Source organism: Candidatus Microthrix subdominans (assembly GCA_016719385.1).
Taxonomy (GTDB): domain Bacteria; phylum Actinomycetota; class Acidimicrobiia; order Acidimicrobiales; family Microtrichaceae; genus Microthrix; species Microthrix subdominans.
Genome location: JADJZA010000001.1, coordinates 581,708 through 601,383, shown reverse-complemented (window position 1 = coordinate 601,383; position 19,676 = coordinate 581,708). Strand labels below are relative to the sequence as shown.

Annotated in this window: 14 protein-coding genes and 1 pseudogene; 11 read left to right on the top strand and 4 right to left on the bottom strand. The window is 68.1% G+C overall.

The window, feature by feature from the left end; all coding sequences use genetic code 11:
• Positions 1 to 55: 55 nt before the first annotated feature.
• The 4 genes and pseudogenes from IPN02_02845 (at position 56) to IPN02_02830 (ending at position 6,156) form a co-directional block, all read left to right on the top strand.
• On the top strand, positions 56 to 805 hold the full coding sequence (locus IPN02_02845) for an HAD hydrolase-like protein (GenBank protein MBK9295813.1): 750 nt from the start codon (positions 56 to 58) through the stop codon (positions 803 to 805).
• A gap of 52 nt (positions 806 to 857) precedes the next feature.
• A pseudogene (locus tag IPN02_02840) lies at positions 858 to 2,574 on the top strand (S-layer homology domain-containing protein).
• Between the two features lie 81 nt (positions 2,575 to 2,655).
• Positions 2,656 to 4,203, top strand: a complete 1,548-nt coding sequence (locus IPN02_02835) for an S-layer homology domain-containing protein (protein MBK9295812.1) — start codon at positions 2,656 to 2,658, stop codon at positions 4,201 to 4,203.
• Positions 4,204 to 4,491: 288 nt separating this feature from the next.
• Positions 4,492 to 6,156 (top strand): S-layer homology domain-containing protein, encoded by a 1,665-nt coding sequence (locus IPN02_02830; protein ID MBK9295811.1) that lies wholly within the window; start codon positions 4,492 to 4,494, stop codon positions 6,154 to 6,156.
• A 62-nt stretch (positions 6,157 to 6,218) separates the two neighbouring features.
• Here IPN02_02830 and IPN02_02825 read toward each other — a convergent pair whose 3' ends face one another.
• Positions 6,219 to 7,235, bottom strand: coding sequence for a methyltransferase domain-containing protein (locus IPN02_02825; GenBank protein ID MBK9295810.1), 1,017 nt, complete (start codon positions 7,233 to 7,235; stop codon positions 6,219 to 6,221).
• A gap of 12 nt (positions 7,236 to 7,247) precedes the next feature.
• Positions 7,248 to 8,261 carry an adenosine kinase gene (locus IPN02_02820; protein ID MBK9295809.1) on the bottom strand — a complete coding sequence of 338 codons (1,014 nt, stop codon included), beginning with the start codon at positions 8,259 to 8,261 and terminating at the stop codon, positions 7,248 to 7,250.
• A gap of 226 nt (positions 8,262 to 8,487) precedes the next feature.
• Between IPN02_02820 and IPN02_02815 the strand changes: the two genes are divergently transcribed.
• The 7 genes from IPN02_02815 (at position 8,488) to IPN02_02785 (ending at position 16,814) form a co-directional block, all read left to right on the top strand.
• Positions 8,488 to 9,537: a BMP family ABC transporter substrate-binding protein gene (locus IPN02_02815; protein MBK9295808.1), complete on the top strand. Its 1,050-nt coding sequence runs from the start codon at positions 8,488 to 8,490 to the stop codon at positions 9,535 to 9,537.
• A gap of 66 nt (positions 9,538 to 9,603) precedes the next feature.
• Positions 9,604 to 11,172, top strand: coding sequence for an ABC transporter ATP-binding protein (locus IPN02_02810; GenBank protein ID MBK9295807.1), 1,569 nt, complete (start codon positions 9,604 to 9,606; stop codon positions 11,170 to 11,172).
• Entirely contained in the window at positions 11,169 to 12,371 is a 1,203-nt protein-coding gene (locus IPN02_02805; GenBank protein MBK9295806.1) for an ABC transporter permease, read from the top strand. The genes IPN02_02810 and IPN02_02805 overlap by 4 nt, the downstream gene beginning before the upstream one ends.
• The gene (locus IPN02_02800; protein ID MBK9295805.1) at positions 12,368 to 13,654 is read left to right on the top strand and encodes an ABC transporter permease; all 1,287 of its coding nucleotides are present in this window, start codon (positions 12,368 to 12,370) and stop codon (positions 13,652 to 13,654) included. The genes IPN02_02805 and IPN02_02800 overlap by 4 nt, the downstream gene beginning before the upstream one ends.
• A 72-nt stretch (positions 13,655 to 13,726) precedes the next feature.
• Positions 13,727 to 14,215, top strand: a complete 489-nt coding sequence (locus IPN02_02795) for a cytidine deaminase (protein ID MBK9295804.1) — start codon at positions 13,727 to 13,729, stop codon at positions 14,213 to 14,215.
• 29 nt (positions 14,216 to 14,244) lie between these two features.
• A complete protein-coding gene (locus IPN02_02790) occupies positions 14,245 to 15,105 on the top strand; it encodes a phytanoyl-CoA dioxygenase family protein (protein MBK9295803.1) in 861 nt (286 codons plus the stop codon).
• A 494-nt stretch (positions 15,106 to 15,599) separates the two neighbouring features.
• Positions 15,600 to 16,814 (top strand): hypothetical protein, encoded by a 1,215-nt coding sequence (locus tag IPN02_02785; protein MBK9295802.1) that lies wholly within the window; start codon positions 15,600 to 15,602, stop codon positions 16,812 to 16,814.
• 4 nt (positions 16,815 to 16,818) lie between these two features.
• Here the strand turns inward: IPN02_02785 and IPN02_02780 are convergent, their stop codons facing one another.
• The gene (locus IPN02_02780; GenBank protein ID MBK9295801.1) at positions 16,819 to 17,769 is read right to left on the bottom strand and encodes a hypothetical protein; all 951 of its coding nucleotides are present in this window, start codon (positions 17,767 to 17,769) and stop codon (positions 16,819 to 16,821) included.
• Positions 17,766 to 19,625 carry a glycosyltransferase family 39 protein gene (locus IPN02_02775; protein MBK9295800.1) on the bottom strand — a complete coding sequence of 620 codons (1,860 nt, stop codon included), beginning with the start codon at positions 19,623 to 19,625 and terminating at the stop codon, positions 17,766 to 17,768. Before IPN02_02775 ends, IPN02_02780 begins: the two co-directional genes overlap by 4 nt.
• Positions 19,626 to 19,676 lie beyond the last annotated feature (51 nt).

Here is a 19,676-nt window from a genome sequence, read left to right as displayed (position 1 = left end):
GGTACGGCTCAGGGGTCCGAGTCTCAACGCTTCTCCGCAGCGCGAAACTCTGGGCATGGCCACCGATGCTCCCTTTCAACCGTTCGCCGAGGCGCTGGGGCCGGTGGAGTTGGTCGGCCTGGACGCCGACGACACCCTGTGGGAAACCGAGGGCAACTTCCAGAACATTCAGGCTCGCTTCGAGGAGCTGATGGCCCCGTATCTAGCCTCCGATGCGGTGGCGGCCGCCCACCTCGACGACGTCGAACGCCGCAACCTCGAGGTGTTCGGCTACGGCGTGAAGGGGTTCACCCTGTCGATGATCGAGACGGCGATCATGTTGTCCGACGGGGCGGTGGGCGGCGACGAGATCGCCCGCATTCTCGGCTGGTCCCGGGAGATGCTCACCAATGCTCTCGAGCCCTACCCCGGCGTCGTCGACGCGTTGGAGGTGCTGGCCGACTCCGGGCTCCAGCGCAGCATCATCACCAAGGGCGATCTGTTCGAGCAGGAAACCAAGGTGGCGGCCAGCGGCCTGGCAGAGTGGTTTGACGGCGTCGAGATCCTGCCCGAGAAGGACGTCGCCCACTACCGATCGTTGCTCCGCCGTTGGGGCGCAGACGGCGAGCGGTTCGTGATGGTCGGCAACTCGGTGCGAAGCGACATCCTGCCGGTGATCGAGCTGGGGGGCTGGGCCATCTGGGTGCCATCGGCCAACCAGTGGGCCCATGAGGTAGCCGAGCCACCGTGGGACCACCCCCGCTTCGCTGTGACGCCCAGCTTGGCGAAGGCCGTGGCGCTCTGTGCCTCACAACAAGCGATATGACGAGTACTGTGAGTGTTGTACGTGACGTCCACGATTCTTTGGGAGGGCTCGGATGACGTTCAATCGGTCCCGCGTCTTGATGTTCATGGTGTTGCTCGTCGGCACGCTGGCCGCGGTGGGGAGCGGCAGCCCTGCCAGCGCAGCTCCGGGCGCTCCGGCCGCGCCGCAGGGGGTGGGCGACGCGTCGTGTTCCGCACCGGCGCCGCACGGGTTCTCGGACGTGCCCACCAACTACTTCGCCAACACCGCCATCGCGTGGCTCGTCGAAGCCGGCATCACCACCGGCACCACACCCACCACCTTCTCCCCCAACAACAAGGTCACCCGCGCCGAAATGGCCGTCTTCCTCTCACCGCAACGCCGGCCAACCCGCACCCGCCGGCCCCCACAGCTTCACCGACGTGCCCACCAACTACTTCGCCAACACCGCCATCGCCTGGCTCGTCGAAGCCGGCATCACCACCGGCACCACACCCACCACCTTCTCCCCCAACGACCAGGTCAACCGCGCCCAGATGGCCGTGTTCCTCCACCGCAACGCCGGCGAACCCGCACCCGCCGGCCCCCACAACTTCACCGACGTCCCCACCAACTACTTCGCCAACACCGCCATTGCGTGGCTCGTCGAAGCCGGCATCACCACCGGCACCACACCCACCACCTTCTCCCCCAACGACCAGGTCAACCGCGCCCAGATGGCCGTCTTCCTCTGGCGCAACACCTGCGCCAGAGGGCTTGACTCTCCCACCCTCAGCCTGGCCGCCGGCGGGAGGCACACGTGCGCCGTGCGAGACGACGCCACCGTCGACTGCTGGGGCTGGAACACTTCGGGGGAACTCGGTGACGGCACCACCACCCAACGCAACACCCCCACACCCGTCATCGGCCTGACCGACGTCACCGCCATCACCACCGGCGACCACCACTCCTGCGCACTCATCAGCAACGGCACCGCCAAATGCTGGGGCACCAACGCCGACGGCGAACTTGGCGACGGCACCACCACCCAACGCCTCACCCCCACAGCGGTCACCGGGCTCACCAACGCCACCGCCATCACCGCCGGCACCAACCACACCTGCGCACTGATCAACAACGGCACGGCCAAGTGCTGGGGCTGGAACGATTCGGGGCGGTTGGGCGACGGCACCACCACCAAGCGCCTCACCCCCACAGCGGTCACCGGGCTCACCAACGCCACCGCCATCACCGCCGGCGGCACCCACACCTGCGCTCTTCTCGCCAACCGCACCGTCACATGCTGGGGCAACAATGCCTACGGTCAAATCGCTCAGAACACCAATGTCCCCCGCCTCGCTCCAACGCTTGTCGCCGGCCTGAGCAACGTCACCGCCATCACCGCCGGCGACACCCACACCTGCGCGCTCACTGTCGGCCGCACCGCCACGTGCTGGGGCGGCAACTTCGCCGGCGAACTCGGCGACGGCACGACCACCCAGCGCAACGTCCCCACAGCGGTCACCGGGCTCACCAATGCCACCGCCATCACCGCCGGCGATTACCACACCTGCGCAACCACCAACGGCACCGCCAAGTGCTGGGGCTGGAACGATTCGGGGCAGCTCGGCGACGGCACCACCACCCAGCGCAACGTCCCCACAGCGGTCACCGGGCTCACCGAGGTGTCCGCCATCACCGCCGGCACCTCCCACACCTGCGCAACCACCATCGACACCGCCAAGTGTTGGGGACGCAACAGCGAGGGCCAACTCGGCAACGGCACCACCAACGACCGCACCACCCCCTAACCAGGTGGCTGCCGTCACCGAATGCGGTTTGACATCACCCGATGTGGTAAATCTCTTTCACGTCTACGGGAGGACCCACGCATGAAAATCGGCCGGTCGCGCATCTGGGTGTCGATGGCGTTACTCCTTGGAATCGCCACCATGGAGCTCGGCGTACCTGCCGGCGCGGCTCCGGGCGCTCCGGCGGCGCTGCAAGGAGTCGGGAACGCGTCGTGTTTCTCGCCGGCCCCGCACGGGTTTTCCGACGTGCCCACCACCAGCTTCGCCAACACCGCCATCGCGTGGCTCGTCGAAGCCGGCATCACCACCGGCACCACACCCACCACCTTCACCCCCCAAGCCAACACCAGCCGCGCCCAAATGGCCGTCTTCCTCCACCGCAACGCCGGTGAACCCGCGCCGGCCGGGCAACAGAACTTCACCGACGTGCCCACCACCAGCTTCGCCAACACCGCCATCTCCTGGCTCGTCGAAGCCGGCATCACCACCGGCACCACACCCACCACCTTCTCCCCCCAAGCCAACACCACCCGCGCCGATATGGCCGTCTTCCTGTGGCGCAACGCCGGTGCACCCGCCCCGGCCGGGCAACAACACTTCACCGACGTGCCCACCACCAGCTACGCCAACACCGCCATTGCGTGGCTCGTCGAAGCCGGCATCACCACCGGCACCACACCCACCACCTTCTCCCCCCAAGCCAACGTCACCCGCGCCGAAATGGCCGTTTTCCTCTGGCGCTACAACTGCCCGGACCCCAACCTCGGCAACGTCACCACCCTCGCCGGAAACGGCACTCGAGGTTTCGCTGATGGCCCCGGCAACACCGCCCAATTCAACAACCCGTACGGGGTGGCGTTCGCCCCCAACGGCAACATCTACGTCGCCGACACCCTCAACCAACGGATTCGGGTAACCAACCCGACCACCGGCCAGGTCACCACCCTCGCCGGAACCGGCACCGAGGGTTTTGCCGACGGCCCCGGCAACACCGCCCAATTCAACTACCCCACCGGGGTGGCCGTCGCCCCGAACGGCACCGTCTACGTCGCCGACCAGGGAAACCATCGGATCCGGGCGATCAACCCGACCACCGGTCAGGTCACCACCCTCGCCGGCAGCACCGCCGGGTTTGCTGACGGCCCCGGCAACACCGCCCAATTCAACTTCCCCACCGGGGTGGCGGTCGCCCCGAACGGCACCGTCTACGTCGCCGACCAGGAAAACCAGCGCATCCGGGCGATCAACCCGACCACCGGTCAGGTCACCACCCTCGCCGGAACCGGCACCCCCGGGTTTGCTGACGGCCCCGGCAACACCGCCCAATTCAACGACCCGACCGGGGTGGCCGTCGCCCCCAACGGCACCGTCTACGTCGCCGACCATGACAACCATCGGATCCGGGCGATCAACCCGACCACCGGTCAGGTCACCACCCTCGCCGGCAGCACCGCCGGGTTTGCTGATGGCCCCGGCAACACCGCCCAATTCCTGTACCCGCAAGGGGTGGCGGTCGCCCCCAACGGCACCGTCTACGTCGGCGACACCGGCAACAACCGGATCCGGGCCATCAACCCCACCACCGGCCGGGTCACCACCCTCGCCGGCAGCAACCGCCGGGTTTGCTGACGGCACCGGCACCAACGCCCAATTCGACTTCCCGTACGGGGTGGCGGTCGCCCCGAACGGCACCATCTACGTCGCCGACTGGTTCAACCATCGGATCCGGAAGATCAGCTGAACCGCCCAGCCGTGCGGTTCGAGGTGGCCCGGTTGCAGCTCCGGTTCAGTGGCAGAGAGCAGCGAAGTCCTCTTGGCCCGGGTCGGTCGGACAGCCGGTGTGGCTGCCGTCACCGAATGCGGTTTGACATCGCCCGATGTGGTAGATCTCTTTCACGCCTACGGGAGGACCCACGCATGAAACTCGGCCGGTCGCGCATCTGGATGTCGATGGCGTTACTCCTTGGAATCGCCACCATGGGGCTCGGCGTACCTGCCGGCGCGGCTCCGGGCGCTCCGGCGGCGCTGCAAGGAGTCGGGAACGCGTCGTGTTTCTCGCCGGCCCCGCACGGGTTTTCCGACGTGCCCACCACCAGCTTCGCCAACACCGCCATCGCGTGGCTCGTCGAAGCCGGCATCACCACCGGCACCACACCCACCACCTTCTCCCCCCAAGCCAACACCACCCGCGCCGAAATGGCCGTCTTCCTCCACCGCAACGCCGGTGAACCCGCGCCGGCCGGGCAACAGAACTTCACCGACGTGCCCACCACCAGCTTCGCCAACACCGCCATCTCCTGGCTCGTCGAAGCCGGCATCACCACCGGCACCACACCCACCACCTTCTCCCCCAACAACAAGGTCACCCGCGCCGAGATGGCCGTGTTCCTCCACCGCAACGCCGGTGAACCCGCCCCGGCCGGGCAACAGAACTTCACCGACGTGCCCACCACCAGCTACGCCAACACCGCCATCTCCTGGCTCGTCGAAGCCGGCATCACCACCGGCACCACACCCACCACCTTCTCCCCCCAAGCCAACGTCACCCGCGCCGAGATGGCCGTTTTCCTCTGGCGCTACAACTGCCCGGACCCCAACCTCGGCAACGTCACCACCCTCGCCGGCAATGGCGTCGGCGGGTTTGTTGACGGTACCGGCACCACCGCCCGATTCCACGAGCCGGAGGGGGTGGCGGTCGCCCCCAACGGCAACATCTACGTCGCCGACGGCACCAACCACCGGATCCGGGCCATCAACCCCACCACCGGCCAGGTCACCACCCTCGCCGGAAACGGCACCGCCGGGTTTGTTGACGGCATCGGTACCAACGCTCAATTCAGCAGCCCCAAGGGGGTGGCGGTCGCCCCCAACGGCACCATCTACGTAGCCGACAGTACTAACGACCGAATCCGGGCCATCAACCCCACCACCAGCCAGGTCACCACCCTCGCCGGCAGCGGCACCGAAGGGTTTGCTGATGGCACCGGCACCACCGCCCAATTCCGAGCGCCGATTGAGGTGGCGGTCGCACCGAACGGCACCGTCTACGTCGCCGACCGGTTCAACCATTCGATCCGGGCCATCAACCCCACCACCAGCCAGGTCACCACCCTCGCCGGAAACGGCACCGCCGGGTTTGCTGACGGCACCGGCACCGACGCCAGATTTCACACCCCGAGCGGGGTGGCGGTCGCTTCGAACGGCACCGTCTACGTCTCCGACACCGTTAACTACCGGATCCGGGCCATCAACCCCACCACCGGTGAGGTCACCACCCTTGCCGGCAGCAGCGCCGGGTTTGCTGACGGCACCGGCACCACCGCCCGATTCAACTACCCGTGGCGGGTGACGATCGCCCCCGGCGGCACCATCTACGTCACCGACCGCTACAACTACCGGATCCGGGCCATCAACCCCACCACCAGCCGGGTCACCACCCTCGCCGGCAACGGCACCGAAGGGTTTGCTGACGGCCCCGGCCCCACCGCTCAATTCGCCTACCTCAACGGGATAGCGGTTGCCCCCAACGGCACCATCTACGTCGGCGACACCGACAACCAGCGAATCCGGAAGATCACCTGAACCGACCAGCCGCCCGTCGCACGTGCGGTGCGGTCATGACGACGACGGAACCGGAATCGCCACTACAAGGCTCGAACTCTCCAGGTCGACGGCTCGACGAGGTCGCCCAGGCTGACGTCGAGGCGAAGGGTCTCGCCCCGTGCGATCTGCTGGTCGAGGCGAAAGACGCGATTCCCCCAGCTGGTGACCGGTCCGAGGGGCGACGTCGACAGGGTCGTGTCGTTGTCAAAGCACGCTTCGAACCACACACAGCAGCCGTCGACGATGGTGTCCGCCGTCGCCGTCCGCTCGACGCGGCGACGCAGGGGTAGTTCGTCGGGGTGTTCAATCGTGTTCAGGTCGAATTCGAAGATCGGCTGTGGTCGTCCGATGGTTGCTTGTACCGAGTGCGGGCGCAGCCAGAACTCTTCGTTGCGGTAGGCGTTGAAGCGAGCGGCGACCGGTGACTGCTGGACGAAGCTGAGGTCGATGTCGTCCGGTAGGTCGATGTTCCAAAATCGACGAATCCGCATGTCGTCCCGCATCGAAATTGGTTCGATGAAGAGGCGAAACCGCGACGGCAGGATGCGCCCCGAAGGTGCCAGGACGCGATCGCGGAGGTCGAGAACGTTCTCGAGCATGTTCTCGTTGAACAGCTCGTCGCCCATCTGTTCGTGGAGTACCACATCGATCGGCTCCGGGGGCGTGAACTCACGGCTGTTTGCCCGGACGAACTCGATGTTGGTGAACCCGTTGTAGTCGGCAATTTCACGAGCGAGATCGATGAAGTCGGAGTGCTCGACGGCGTACACTTTCTTCGCTCCCGCCCGACTCGCCATGAACGCGAGCAGCCCGGTGCCGGTGCCCAGATCGAGCACGACGTCGCCCTTTTTCACGTTGCCGTGGATTCCGCGGTGGTACGCGTCGACCCGAACGCGGTCGGCCAACATCTCCTCGTGCGCCTCAAGCCCGGCGAAGTTCTCGCCGTTCATGAGGTCGTAGGCTTCTCTCAGCCCACCATCAAAGGCAGGATCCCAACCCTCGTCGCCTTCCTCTGCCCCATCGGCGCCACCCGGCCAACCTGCGTCAACGTCGCTCACGGTGCCGACCGGTCAGGCGTTCAGCACCGGGGCGGCCAGCTCGGCCAGGGACACCTGGGGGCGTGCGCCCAGGTGGCTGATCACCTCGGCGGCGGCGATCGAGCCGAGGCGGCCACAGGTGGCGAGGTCGAGCCCGGTGGCCAGGCCATAAAGGAATCCGGCGGCGTACTGGTCCCCGGCACCGGTGGTGTCGACCACCTCGGCGACCGGCTCGGGCTGGATGCGCACCCGCACGTCGGGCGTGATGATGAAGGACCCGTCGGGGCCGTGGGTGACGACCGCCATCGGGCAACGCTCGGCGACGATGTTGTGGGCGGCCTCGATGTCGTCGGTCTCGTACAGCGAGCACAGCTCGTCGCGGTTGGCGATGACGATGTCGACATGGTTGTCGACCAGGTCGACGAATGCCGCCCGGTGCCGCTCGACGCAGAACGGGTCCGACAGCGTCACCGCCACCTTGCGACCGGCGTCGCGTGCCAGCTTGGCCGCCACCTTGAAGGCCTCCTGGGCCTCGGGCGGATCGAACAGGTAGCCCTCGAGAAACAGCACCTCGGCGTCGGTGACCACGCTCGGATCGACGTCATCGGGCCCGAAGTGCACTGCGGCGCCCAGGTGGGTGTTCATCGTGCGCTGCGCATCGGGCGTGACCAGGATCAGACACGAGCCCGTCGGCGGACCATCGGCGGCCAGCGACGTGGTGTAGCCCACCCCGTTGGCCCGGATGTCGTGCACGAACACCTCGCCGAGCTGGTCGGCGCGCACCTTGCCTAGGTAGTGCGAGCGGCCACCGAAGGAGGCCACGCCCACCATCGAGTTGGCCACCGAGCCACCGGAGATTTCGGTGCCCGGACCCATGTGGTCGTAGATCGCCGCCGAGCGGTCGGCGTCGACCAGCCCCATCGAGCCCTTGGCCAAGCCCAGCTCGACGATCAGCGATTCGGGGGCGGCCGCCAGCACGTCGACCAGCGCGTTGCCGATTCCGGCCACGTGGACCGAGGCGGGCGAACGGGAATCATGAGTGGACATCAGGCTCCAAAGGGGCGGGAGGCAACGGGGGGACCCGACGATGTTACTCACGCTGCTTTGGTCGATCGGAAGCCAGCAGCAGGCGCTCGATGCCGACGAAATCCAGACGCCCGGAGCGTTCTCGTGTGCACGCCCCGGCCGCCGACGCCTATCGTCACGCCATCGCGGGGGGCCGACGAGGGACCAACCGAACCGATTGGAGATCCAGGTGACGACACGACGGAGAATGCTGGCTGCAACCGCCATGCTGGCTGTGCCCGCTTTGATGCTGGCATCGTGCGGCAACGACGACGGGGGTGATGAGGCGTCCGGCGGCGACAACGGCAAGATCGGACTGGTCTTCGACATCGGCGGCAAGGGCGACAAATCCTTCAACGATGCCGCCTCGAAAGGTTTGAACGAGGCGGCCGACGAGCTGGGCTACGAAACCAAGGAACTCGAGCCGGACGAGGGTGGCCAAAATCGCGCCGAGCTGCTCGAGAGCCTCGCCTCCGGTGGTTACAACCCGGTGATCGGCGTGGGCTTCCTCTTCGCCGACTCGGTGCTGGAAACCGCTCAGGCGCATCCGGACACCACCTTCGCCATCGTCGACAACGCCTACGGACCCGAGGACGAGGCCAAGACCAAGAACATCAAGCAACTGGTCTTCGCCGAGGAGCAGGGTTCGTTCCTGGTCGGCGCAGCAGCGGCGATGAAGACCGAGACCGACACGATCGGCTTCATCGGTGGGGTGGAGACCGACCTGATCAAGAAGTTCGAGGCCGGATACGAGGCTGGCGCCAAGCACGTCAACCCCGAGATCAAGATCGAAGCGCAGTACATCACCCAGCCGCCGGACTTCAACGGCTTTGACGATCCGGCCAAGGCCAAGACGATCGCCAAGTCGATGTACGACGGCGGCGCCGATATCATCTTCCATGCGGCCGGAGCTTCGGGCAGCGGACTGTTCGAGGCGGCCGTCGAGGCCAGGGGTGACAACGAGAACATCTGGGCGATCGGTGTCGACTCCGACCAGTACAAGTTGGTGCCCGAGGATCAGCAGAAGATCATGCTCACGTCGATGATCAAGAAGGTTGACGTCGCCGTCGCCGGTGCGATCACCGACTTTGACAACGGCTCGACCGAGGGCGGCGTCACGTCGTTCGACCTCGAGGCCGGTGGCGTCGACTACTCGACCTCCGGCGGCTTCGTCGATGACATCTCCGGTGACATCGACAAGCTCAAGGAGCAGATCATCTCGGGCGAGATCGAAGTCCCCATCACCCCGCAGGGCTGAGCCCTCAGGGCACGGGGAACAAGCACCATGATCGACGACGTGGGGGACGCCTCCGGCACAGCGCCGATGCGTCCCCCCGTCGCGTCCGGGCAGCCGCCGACCGGTGATGGCGCCCACCCCAGCCCGGCGATCGAGCTGCGGGGCATCACCAAGCGTTTCCCGGGAGTGGTCGCCAACTCCAACGTCAACCTCACGGTGGCCGCCGGGTCGATCCACTCGCTGATCGGTGAGAACGGCGCCGGCAAGTCCACCCTGATGAAGACCCTGTACGGCATGCACCAACCCGACGAGGGGACGATCCGGGTCGACGGGATCGAGCACGCATTCAAGTCGCCGGCCGAGGCGATCGCCGCCGGGATCGGCATGGTGCACCAGCACTTCATGCTCGCCGACCAGTTGACGGTCGCCGAGAACATCACCCTGGGCGCCGAACCGTCGACGTTCGGGGTCATCGATCGGCGCCGGGCCAATGCAGCGATCACCGAGCTGGGCGAGCGCCACGGCCTGCCGCTCGACCCCGACCGCCTGGTCGAGCAGCTCACCGTCGGCGAACGCCAGCGCCTCGAGATCCTCAAGGTGCTGTACCGGGGCGCCCGCATCCTCATCCTCGATGAACCCACCGCAGTGCTCATCCCCCAAGAGGTCACCGAGTTCTTCGACAACCTGCGGGCGTTGAGCTCCGCCGGGGTCACGATCGTCTTCATCTCGCACAAGCTCGACGAGGTGTTGACGATCTCCGATGCGATCACCGTGATGCGCGCGGGCACGACGGTGGCCACCGTCGACCCGTCCGAGGTCGACGGGCGTGCCCTCGGCAAGCTGATGGTGGGCTCGGAACTCCCCAGCCCCTCGTCGGAGCGCCACACCCCGGGCGAGCAGGTCGCCCTCAACATCTCCGGCGCCGTGCTGGTCACGGACGGCGGCCGCCGCCTGCTCGACGACATCGACCTGACCGTTCATCAGGGCGAGATCGTCGGTATCGCCGGCATCGAGGGCAACGGTCAACAGGAGCTGATCGAGACGCTGCTCGGCCTGCGACACTGCGCCTCGGGCACCCTCGAGCTGGACGGCATCGATATGGCCACCATGTCGACCCGCGACCGGCGCGACGCCGGGCTGGGCTACGTGCCCACCGACCGCCACCGCGAGGGGCTGCTGCTCAGCGAGCCGTTGTGGTCCAACGTCATGCTGGGCCATCAGGGCAAGCGCTACCGCTCTGGCCCGTGGCTGCGCCGGCGCGCCGCCCGCGCCGACACGGCAGAGGTCGTCGAGCGCTATGACGTCCGCACACCGGGCATCGATGTTCCCGCCCTGGCGTTGTCGGGGGGCAACCAACAGAAGCTGATCGTCGGCCGTGAGATGACCGCCGAGCCGTCGATGCTGATCGCCGCCCATCCCACCCGGGGAGTGGACGTCGGCGCGCAGGCGGCGATCTGGGACCTGCTGCGCCAGGCCCGCTCCAAGGGGTTGGGGGTGCTGTTGATCTCCGCCGACCTCGACGAGCTGATCGGGCTGTCCGACCGCCTGCTCGTCATCTTTCGGGGAGCGATCACCGCCTCCGTCGACCCCTCGAACGTCACCCCGGACGAGCTGGGCGCCTACATGGCCGGCGAACGCCAGAAGGTGACGCCATGAACGCCCCCTCCCCTGCACAAGCTGCGAGCCCCGCACCCGAGGCGACCGTCGGCCGAGCAGCGATGTTGCGGCTGCGGCTGGCCAGTGCCCTGCCGTCGATGCTGGCACCTCTGGTGGCGGTGGCTCTCGCCGCCGTGGTGTGCGGCGTGATCCTGGCGCTCTCGGGCCACAACCCGTTCTCGGCCTACGCCGAGATGATCTCGTTTGGCACCACCGAGGGTTCGCTGCTGGTCGCCGCCAACAAGGCGGTGCCCCTCTACCTGTCGGCGATGGCGGTGGCGATCGGTTTCAAGATGGGCCTGTTCAATATCGGCGTCGAGGGCCAGTACCTGGTCGCCGTCGTGGTCGCCGCTGCCGCCGGCGCTCAGGTCGACCTGTTTCCCCCGCTGCACGTCGCCTTCATCATCGTGGTCGCCATGCTCGCCGGCGCCTCGTGGGCGATCGTCCCGGCCGTACTCAAGGTGACCCGCAACGTGTCGGAGGTGATCTCGACGATCATGATGAACGCGATCGCCGCGGGCACGGTCGCCTACATGGTCAACCGCTGGCGCGACACCTCCGAAACCCAGCTGATCAAGACCAAGGAGATCCCCCCGTCGGGCTGGGTGGGCAACCTCTTCCAGGTGTCCGGCGCCGAGAAGCTCAGCGTGTTTGCGCTGATCGCGGCCGGGATGGGCGTGATCATGTGGCTGGTCGTCACCCGCACCCGCTTCGGTTTCGACCTGCGAATCTCGGGCGCCAACCCAACCGCTGCCGCGGTGTCGGGCGTGAACCCCAAGGTGATGACGATCAAGGTGATGCTGATCTCCGGTGCGGTCGCTGGCACGGTCGGCCTGCCGGTCCTCCTGTCGGAGAACATTTTTCACCGGTACACCCAGGACTTCCCGACCGGGCTGGGCTTCACCGGTATCGCCGTCGCCCTCCTCGGGCGCAACCATCCGGCGGGCATGGCGGCCGCTGCGCTGCTGTTCGGCTTCCTCGAGCGGGCCGGACAGGGCCTGCAGCTGGTCGACGTGCCGCCCGAGATCGTCACGATCATGCAGGGCGTCGTGCTGCTGGCTGCGGTGATCTCCTACGGCGTGGCCGAGCGCTTGGGCAAGGTGCAGCTGCAGCGGGCGACCGCCAGAGAGCTGCGCGCCGAGGACGGACCGCCGAACGAGGACGGCGAAGTGCTGCCGGTGACGGGGGCGACGTCATGACGATGGCACCCCCCATTCGCGACCTGCCCGAGGACATGCTCGAGCCGGAGGGCCCGAGAAGCCGGACCCTCAGCACCGTCGCCCGCTGGGCGTTGTTCGCCTTGGCCGGCACCTTCATCATGTCGGTCACCCGGGTGATGTCGGGCGCTACCGACCTGACCTCGTCCGGGCTGGTCGTCGAGACCCTTCGCCTGACCGTGCCCTTCGCCCTGGCGGCGCTGGGCGGGCTGTTCGCCGAACGGGCCGGCGTCGTCAACATCGGCCTGGAAGGCATGATGATCATGGGCACCTGGTTCGGCGCCTACGGCGGCTGGCAATGGGGCGTGTGGGGCGGCCTCGCCTTCGGCATGCTCGGAGGCGCGTTGGGCGGCGGGCTGCACGCCACGGCCACGGTGATCTTCAAGGTCGACCACATCATCTCGGGCGTGGCGATCAACCTGCTGGCCCCGGGACTGGCCCGCTACCTGTCGGCGGCGGTGTACGCCAACGCCGGCTCCGGTGCCGGGGTGCGCCAAAGCCCCCCGGTGAAGGGCGACTTCCCCACGATTACGATCACCCCGCTGTCCAACGCCCTCGGGACGATCGAGGACCATCACTGGTTCTTCATCTCCGACGCGGCCGGCATGGCCCGGGGCCTGGTGACCGGCCTGTCGCTGTTCACGTTGTTGGTCATCGTGCTGGCCCCGGCGGTGTGGTGGCTGCTGTGGCGCACCACGTTTGGCCTGCGGCTGAGGTCGGTGGGTGAAAACCCGTGGGCCGCCGAGTCGGTGGGCATCAAGGTGATGCGCACCAAGTTTGTTGCGGTGGTGATCTCGGGCGTGCTCGCCGGCCTGGCCGGGGTGTTCATCGTGACGGTCACCACGTCGACGTACTCCGAAGGACAGACCGGCGGCCGCGGCTACATCGCGCTCGCAGCGCTGATCTTCGGGAACTGGCGACCGGTGTCGGCCGTTGGGGCCGCCACCCTGTTCGGCTACAGCGACGCGGTGCGCCTGCGGGGCGCCAACGGTGTGGCGGTGCACGCCTTCCTGCTCACCGGGGCGATCGCCACCACCCTGATCGCCATCATCGCCGCTGTGCAGGGGCGCTGGAAGAGCGCCGCCCTGTCCGGCTCGGTGTCGACAGTGTTGTGGATCTGGTATCTGTCCACCGACTCGCTGCCCAAGGAGTTTCTGCCTTACACGCCCTACATCGTCACGCTGGTGGTCGCCGCCACCGCGTTGCGCAAGCTGCGCATGCCCCAGGCGCTCGGGGCCATCTTCACCAAGGGCGAAGCCCAGTGAGACAGTCGAAGCCCAATGACACGGGCGAAGCCCAATGACACGGGCGAAGCCCAATGACACGGGCGAAGCCCAATGACACCGGCGAAGCCCCATGAACACGGCCGAAGCCCGGTGAGCGACGGTGCGGCCGGGTCGTGGGATCGGCTGATCGCTGCGGCGGTCGAGGCCACCGAGCGCAGCTACGCGCCGTACTCGGGGGTGCGCGTCGGCGCCGCCGCCGAGACGGCCGACGGCCGCACGCTCGTCGGCTCCAACACCGAGTGCGCGTCGATCGGCCTGTCGCTGTGCGCCGAGTGCGCGGTGATCAGCGACCTGGCCCGCACCGGTGGTGGCCGGCTGCAACGCCTGGTGGCCGTCGGCGCCGACGGGGTGCCCCTGCCCCCCTGCGGCCGCTGCCGCCAGCTGATCGCCGAGTTTGCCGACGGGCTGATCGTCATGCTGGCCGATGGCCCCCACCCGATCGACGACCTGTTGCCCTGGGGCTTCGGCCCGGCCGACGTCGCCCGGCTTGCCGACGGCACCGGCGAGGACGACGGCCGCCACGCCGCGACGTCGACCTGAGGCGCGGTCCAGCTGGCAGACTGCCCGCCATGACCCCTACTCCGACGTCGACGGCACGGCGGGATCGCTTGGACCGTGACGGCTACCTGGTCGTCGAGGACTTCTTCTCCCAAGAGGAGGCGACGGCGCTCGTCGATCGCGCCACCGAACTGGTCGCCGCCTTCGAACCGGACGAATCGACCCGATCGATCTTCTCCACCAACGAACAGACCCGCACCTCCGACGATTACTTCCTGGCCTCGGGAGATCGGATCAGCTTCTTCTTCGAGCCGGAGGCCTTCGGTGCCGACGGTGGGCTGCGGGTGCCCCTCGATCGGGCGATCAACAAGTTTGGCCACGCCCAGCACGACCTCGATCCCGTCTTCGACGACTTCAGCCGCCACCCCCGCATGGCCGAGCTGGCCGATTCGCTGGGGGTGGGCGGCCATGCGCTCATCCAGTCGATGCTCATCTTCAAACAGCCCGGCATCGGCGGCGAGGTGTCCTCGCACACCGACCACACCTTCTTGTGGACCGAACCCCAGTCGGTCGTCGGGTTCTGGTTTGCCCTCGAGGATGCCACGCTGGACAACGGCTGCCTGTGGGCGCTGCCCGGCGGGCACCGCAGGGCCCCGGCCAGGCGGTTCCGGCGGGCCCCGCAGAGCGGCACCACGATGGAGGTGCTCGGCCCCGAGCCCGCACCCGGCGAGGGGTTCATACCCCTGGAGGTCGAGGCCGGCACGTTGATCGTGCTCGACGGGCTGTTGCCGCACTACAGCGAGGCCAACCGGTCGCAGAGCCGCCGGGCGGCCTACACCCTCCACGCCATCGATCCGGCCGCCGAGTACCCGGCCGACAACTGGCTGCAGCGGGGCGACCTGCCCCTGCGGGGGTTCCGTGACCGACGCTGAACCGCCGGCGGGGCGCGCCAGCGGCGGGTGGACGCTGCCCCGTGAGGCAGGCTGGCTGATCGCCGGATTTGCCGCCCTCGTCCCGGCCTGGGGCCTGCGAGGCGCACCGGGCCCCCTGTACGAGGAGGGCTTCAACGTGGTGCACGCCGAGCTGGTGCTCGGCGGGCAGACCCCCGGCGTGGACTTCCACGCCCTGTACGGTCCGCTCGGCCCCTGGTTGATGGCCGGCTGGTTCAAGCTGGTCGGCCCCTCGATCGGCGCACAGCGCGTGATCGGTGCGCTGTTGTTGATCGCCATCGTCCTCGGCGTCCGACAGCTGCTTCGACCGTGGGGACGCAACGTGGCCACCGTCGCTGCCGTGGTCACGTCGATCGTCGTGTACGCCCAAGGCAGCCTGATGGCGGTGTCCTGGTGGTACGGCTACGCCGCAGGTGATCTGGGGTGTGCTGTTGGTCAGGAGCGCCGGGCCGGCAACGAGCCCGGAAGAGGGCGACGTGCAGCCCACCCCCTGGGAAACCGTCCGGCTCGTCGCCGGCGGACTGTTGTTCGGGCTCGCGCTTGGAGCCCGGGTCGATCTCGCGCTCGCCGTGGCAGCCGCCGGGGGCGCCGCGCTGTGGGCACACCACGACCGGACCGCGTTCCGAAGCGTCCTAGGAAGGGTCGCCGCAGGTGGGGCCGTCGGCCTCATACCCCTGGCCGCCTACATCTGGCTTGCCGGACCGGGCCGGGCGTGGCGGGTGCTCGTCGTCGATCCGGTGTTCACGCTTCGGCCCTACCGAACCCTGCCGCCACCCTCGTTCTTCGAGCTCCAGGGGTTGAACCGCAGCCTGCGCCTCGCTCCCGACTGGCCGCTGCCCGCGCCGGGCCTGGCGGCCCAGCTGGCGCTGTGGTTCTGGATCTCGGTGGCCGCAGTCGCGTTGTTGGTGACGGTCGCAGCCATCCTCCGCCGGGAACAGACCGCGCTGGTTCCGGTGGCTGCGCTCGCCCTGGCGACCTTGCCCCAGCTCCTGCAGCGACCCGATCCTGGCCACCTGGTGCTCGTCACCGCCATCCCGCTGGCGGCGCTGCCGGTCAGTTGCAGCCTTGCGGTCGGACTGTGGCGACGGCGCCGTGCCGGGGCGACGGGCGGCACCGCGCCCGGAAGCGTCCCGGCCAGGCCGATGGGGTCCATCGGACCCGCATGGTTGGCCCTGACCCCGGCAATCGTGATCCTGTTGATTCCCGCCCTCACCCTCGGCCCCTGGCTGCGGGCGGTCACGGGTGAGCCCGGCCGATCGGCGACCGACGTCACCGTTGGCGACCGATCGCTGCTGGTGCCGACCAGCCTCGGTCCCCCGATCCAGCAGGTCGTCACCGAGTTGGCGGCACGAGCCCAGCCCGGCGACCTGATGATCGTGACACCGGGCGATCTGACGCGCGCCTACAACAACTGGACGGCGCTCTACACCCTGTTCCCCAAGCTCACCGTGGGCACCTACCACTCCGAGATGGACCCAGGTTTCACCAACGTGGAGGGATCGACCCTGCCCGACGAGTTGGCACGGGCCGACTGGGTGCTGGTCTCGCCGGCGCTGCCGCAGTTGCGGGAGGCCAACCGATCAGCCGAGGCGGGCGACCCTGCTGCGCAGCGAGTGTTCAACCGGCGGTTCTGCCCGGTGGTCGAAACCCAGGTGCTGTCGCTGTGGGGCGTCTGCCCCACCGAGGGCTGACCGATCACAGAGCGTCGAAGTCCAGCAGCTCGAACGTGTCGAAGTTGATCTCCTCGGTGGCCACGATCTCGGGGTTGGCCACATAGGTCAGAAACAACGGAGCGGGCCGAATTCTTTTGGGTAGCGGGGTTCCCACCATGGAGACATCCGCGTTGAGTCCGACGTGGATCACCGCGGGGGTGCGGTGCGCCCGGGCCAACGAGGCCACGGCCGACGGGCCTAGCCGGATCGGCCGGTCGGATCGCTCCCTCGCCCACACCTTCAGCAAGGCCACGACGGGAATGCCCGCTGCCTTGCGGACCGTGCTGACCACCCAGAACCTCGGATGTTCCGAGATGGTCAGGGCCGTGCCGGGAAAGCCAAGGCGCCAGCGCAACAGCTCGGCATTCCACCCGTAGCGAACGCCAAAACGGGACGCCACATCGGCGTCGGCGGCCAGACGTTCGGGCAACCCTCCGCCGAGCAACTCGGGCGTCACCGCCCGGTGAGTCCACGCTGGGTCGGGACGCCCGGCACTCAACAACGCGCGCACCGGCAGCTGCGCGACCACCTTGCCGCCGAGTCGTGTCGTGGCCCTCATCGACGCTTCGTTGGTCACGCCGTAGTAGGCCAGCGAGCCGGCGGCGAAGCCCCACGTGAGCATCTTGAGGGAGAGGTCGGCGTACACCCCGGTCCCGCGTAGACGGGCGGCGGCCGAACTGTTCACCGACAACGTCGCAGGCAGCGTGTTGTTCAGGGCGGTGCGCATCGGCAGCCACAGAAAGGCCTGGTGAGCCACGATCTCGCCATCGATCCGGGCCTGTACGCAGATGGGCGTCTGCGGCGCCGCCCCATACATCTGCTTCAGGTAGGCCGTGGTCTCGAACCTCGGCGCGTCCAGCACGGAGTGCAGGAACGGCGCCAACTCCCCCAGCAGGGCGTCGTCCGGCGGATCGATGGTGATGCGTGCCTTCATCGGTCCCTCACGGTCTCGTTGGCATCATCGTCCGTGCCCTCGCCCTGTAGGGGTCCCAGAACCGACAGCGTGGGTTGACGCCGCGACCACCAGCGGGCCAACGGCACGGCGACCAGAACGCAGGCCACCACATCCAGTCCCAGCCGATACCGAGGGATGCCCAGCGAAGCCGCAATCACGAGGACCACCAGCACCGTCACGGCGGCGAAGGGCCAGATCGGTCGTCGCCCTCGAAGCTGGACGGCGCCCAGCACCGCGACCGGGGCCATCACCCACCAGCTGATCACGCCAGCCCACGCCTGCCACGATTCGCGTCCCTCGACCAGCGTTTCCAGCTGCGCCGTTTGATTCGGTCTGTAGACACCCATGGCCCGCCCGACCCGTGCCGCCCCCAGCAATGGAAGGTCGTCCATCCGCTCGCCGTAGTAGCGCAGCGCGCGGGCGGTTGCCCCGGCGTCCAGCTCCACCTCGCTGAAGCCGGAAACCGGGTTGGCGTGGACCAGCAGATGCTGACCCGGTTCCAAGATCAGGTCCGGGTCGACCACCGGCTTGTCGTCCACCCAAATTCCGACCCCGCGCGAGCCATCGGGCAGGAACCCGGAGAGTTTGTCGTACTCGGCTCGGACCAGCTCCACGCTGGCAACCGGCGTGGTCGCGGTGCGCTCCGGGCGTTCCATGGCGTGGCTGAGCACCGGGTTGTCGGGGTCCATCACCGCCTCGGCGTACCCGGGCACCAACACCAGATCGTCCACCGCCTCGGTCAGCGGTATGCGCTCGGAGATCGTCGTCTCGGGCGTGCACAGGGTCCAGAACCCCTTGAACTCCCCGTAGGTCACCTTGTCGCACGCCCCGCTCCACAGCACCGATCCACCGCCGATCGAAACCCCCGTGCCCCCCTTGAACCGGGCGTTGTTCAGCGCCGACCATCCGACGAGCGGCACCGCCACGATGGCCAGCGACAACCCGGCCAGCAACAGCCGCCTGCCGAGCGACGGGGTCCTCGCCGCCATCACCAACCCGGCCAGCAACAGCGCCGCCAGAGCGACACCCTCCAGTCGGGTGAACGACAACACAAGCATCGCCCCTCCAAGTTGGACGAAGCGCAGCGGCTCGGGCCGGTCGGCCGCTCGAAGGGTGGCCAACAGCACCAACGGCAGTGCGACCACGTAGAGGGTCTCGACGTTCATCATGGTGGCGTTCACCCACACCGCCGGCACGACCGCTGCCAGGAATGCCGCCACCAACCCAGTGCGCTCGTCCACCAGCCGTCGGCCCAGGAGGCCCACGATCGGGATCGCTCCCAAAGCCAAAGCCGACAGGGCAACCCTCGCCAGCAGCGAGGGATTGCCGGCGAGCAGCGACACCACCACCAGGATGGGAACGGCCACCTCGGCGACTCGTCGCACCGGTTGAGCCACCCGGTGCCGGATGAACCAGGCGACCAACGCACCCACGACGAGGAAGATCAGCGCACGAACCAGCAGTGGACGCTCGCCCAGCCAGAGCACGCCGGCCAGGTAGGTGACCACCGCTGGGGGTTTGCCGACGAACGGTGCCGAGATTCCTCCGGCCAGTTCGTAGGCGATGGGGCTGGCCAGGCCATTGCCCCAGGCCATCAGCCGGGCCATGACGAAGACGCCCGCCGCGTCCCCGCCGATGGAGAAGCAGCCCGTCTGGCCCCGCGCCGGCGGACACAGCGGCCGAAACACCATCAGGTCCAGCAGCACGATCGCCGAGCCCACCGCCGTGATCCACGCCAGTCCCCGACGAAATCCGCTGCTGAGCGGCAGCTCGGCCGGGCACGACTCACGGTCGAGCGTCTCGGCTTGGAGGAGTTCCTCGTTGGTTGAGGTCACGATGACCGAAGTATAGGAAGCCTCATCGATCCGACCGGGGCGTCTGGGCGA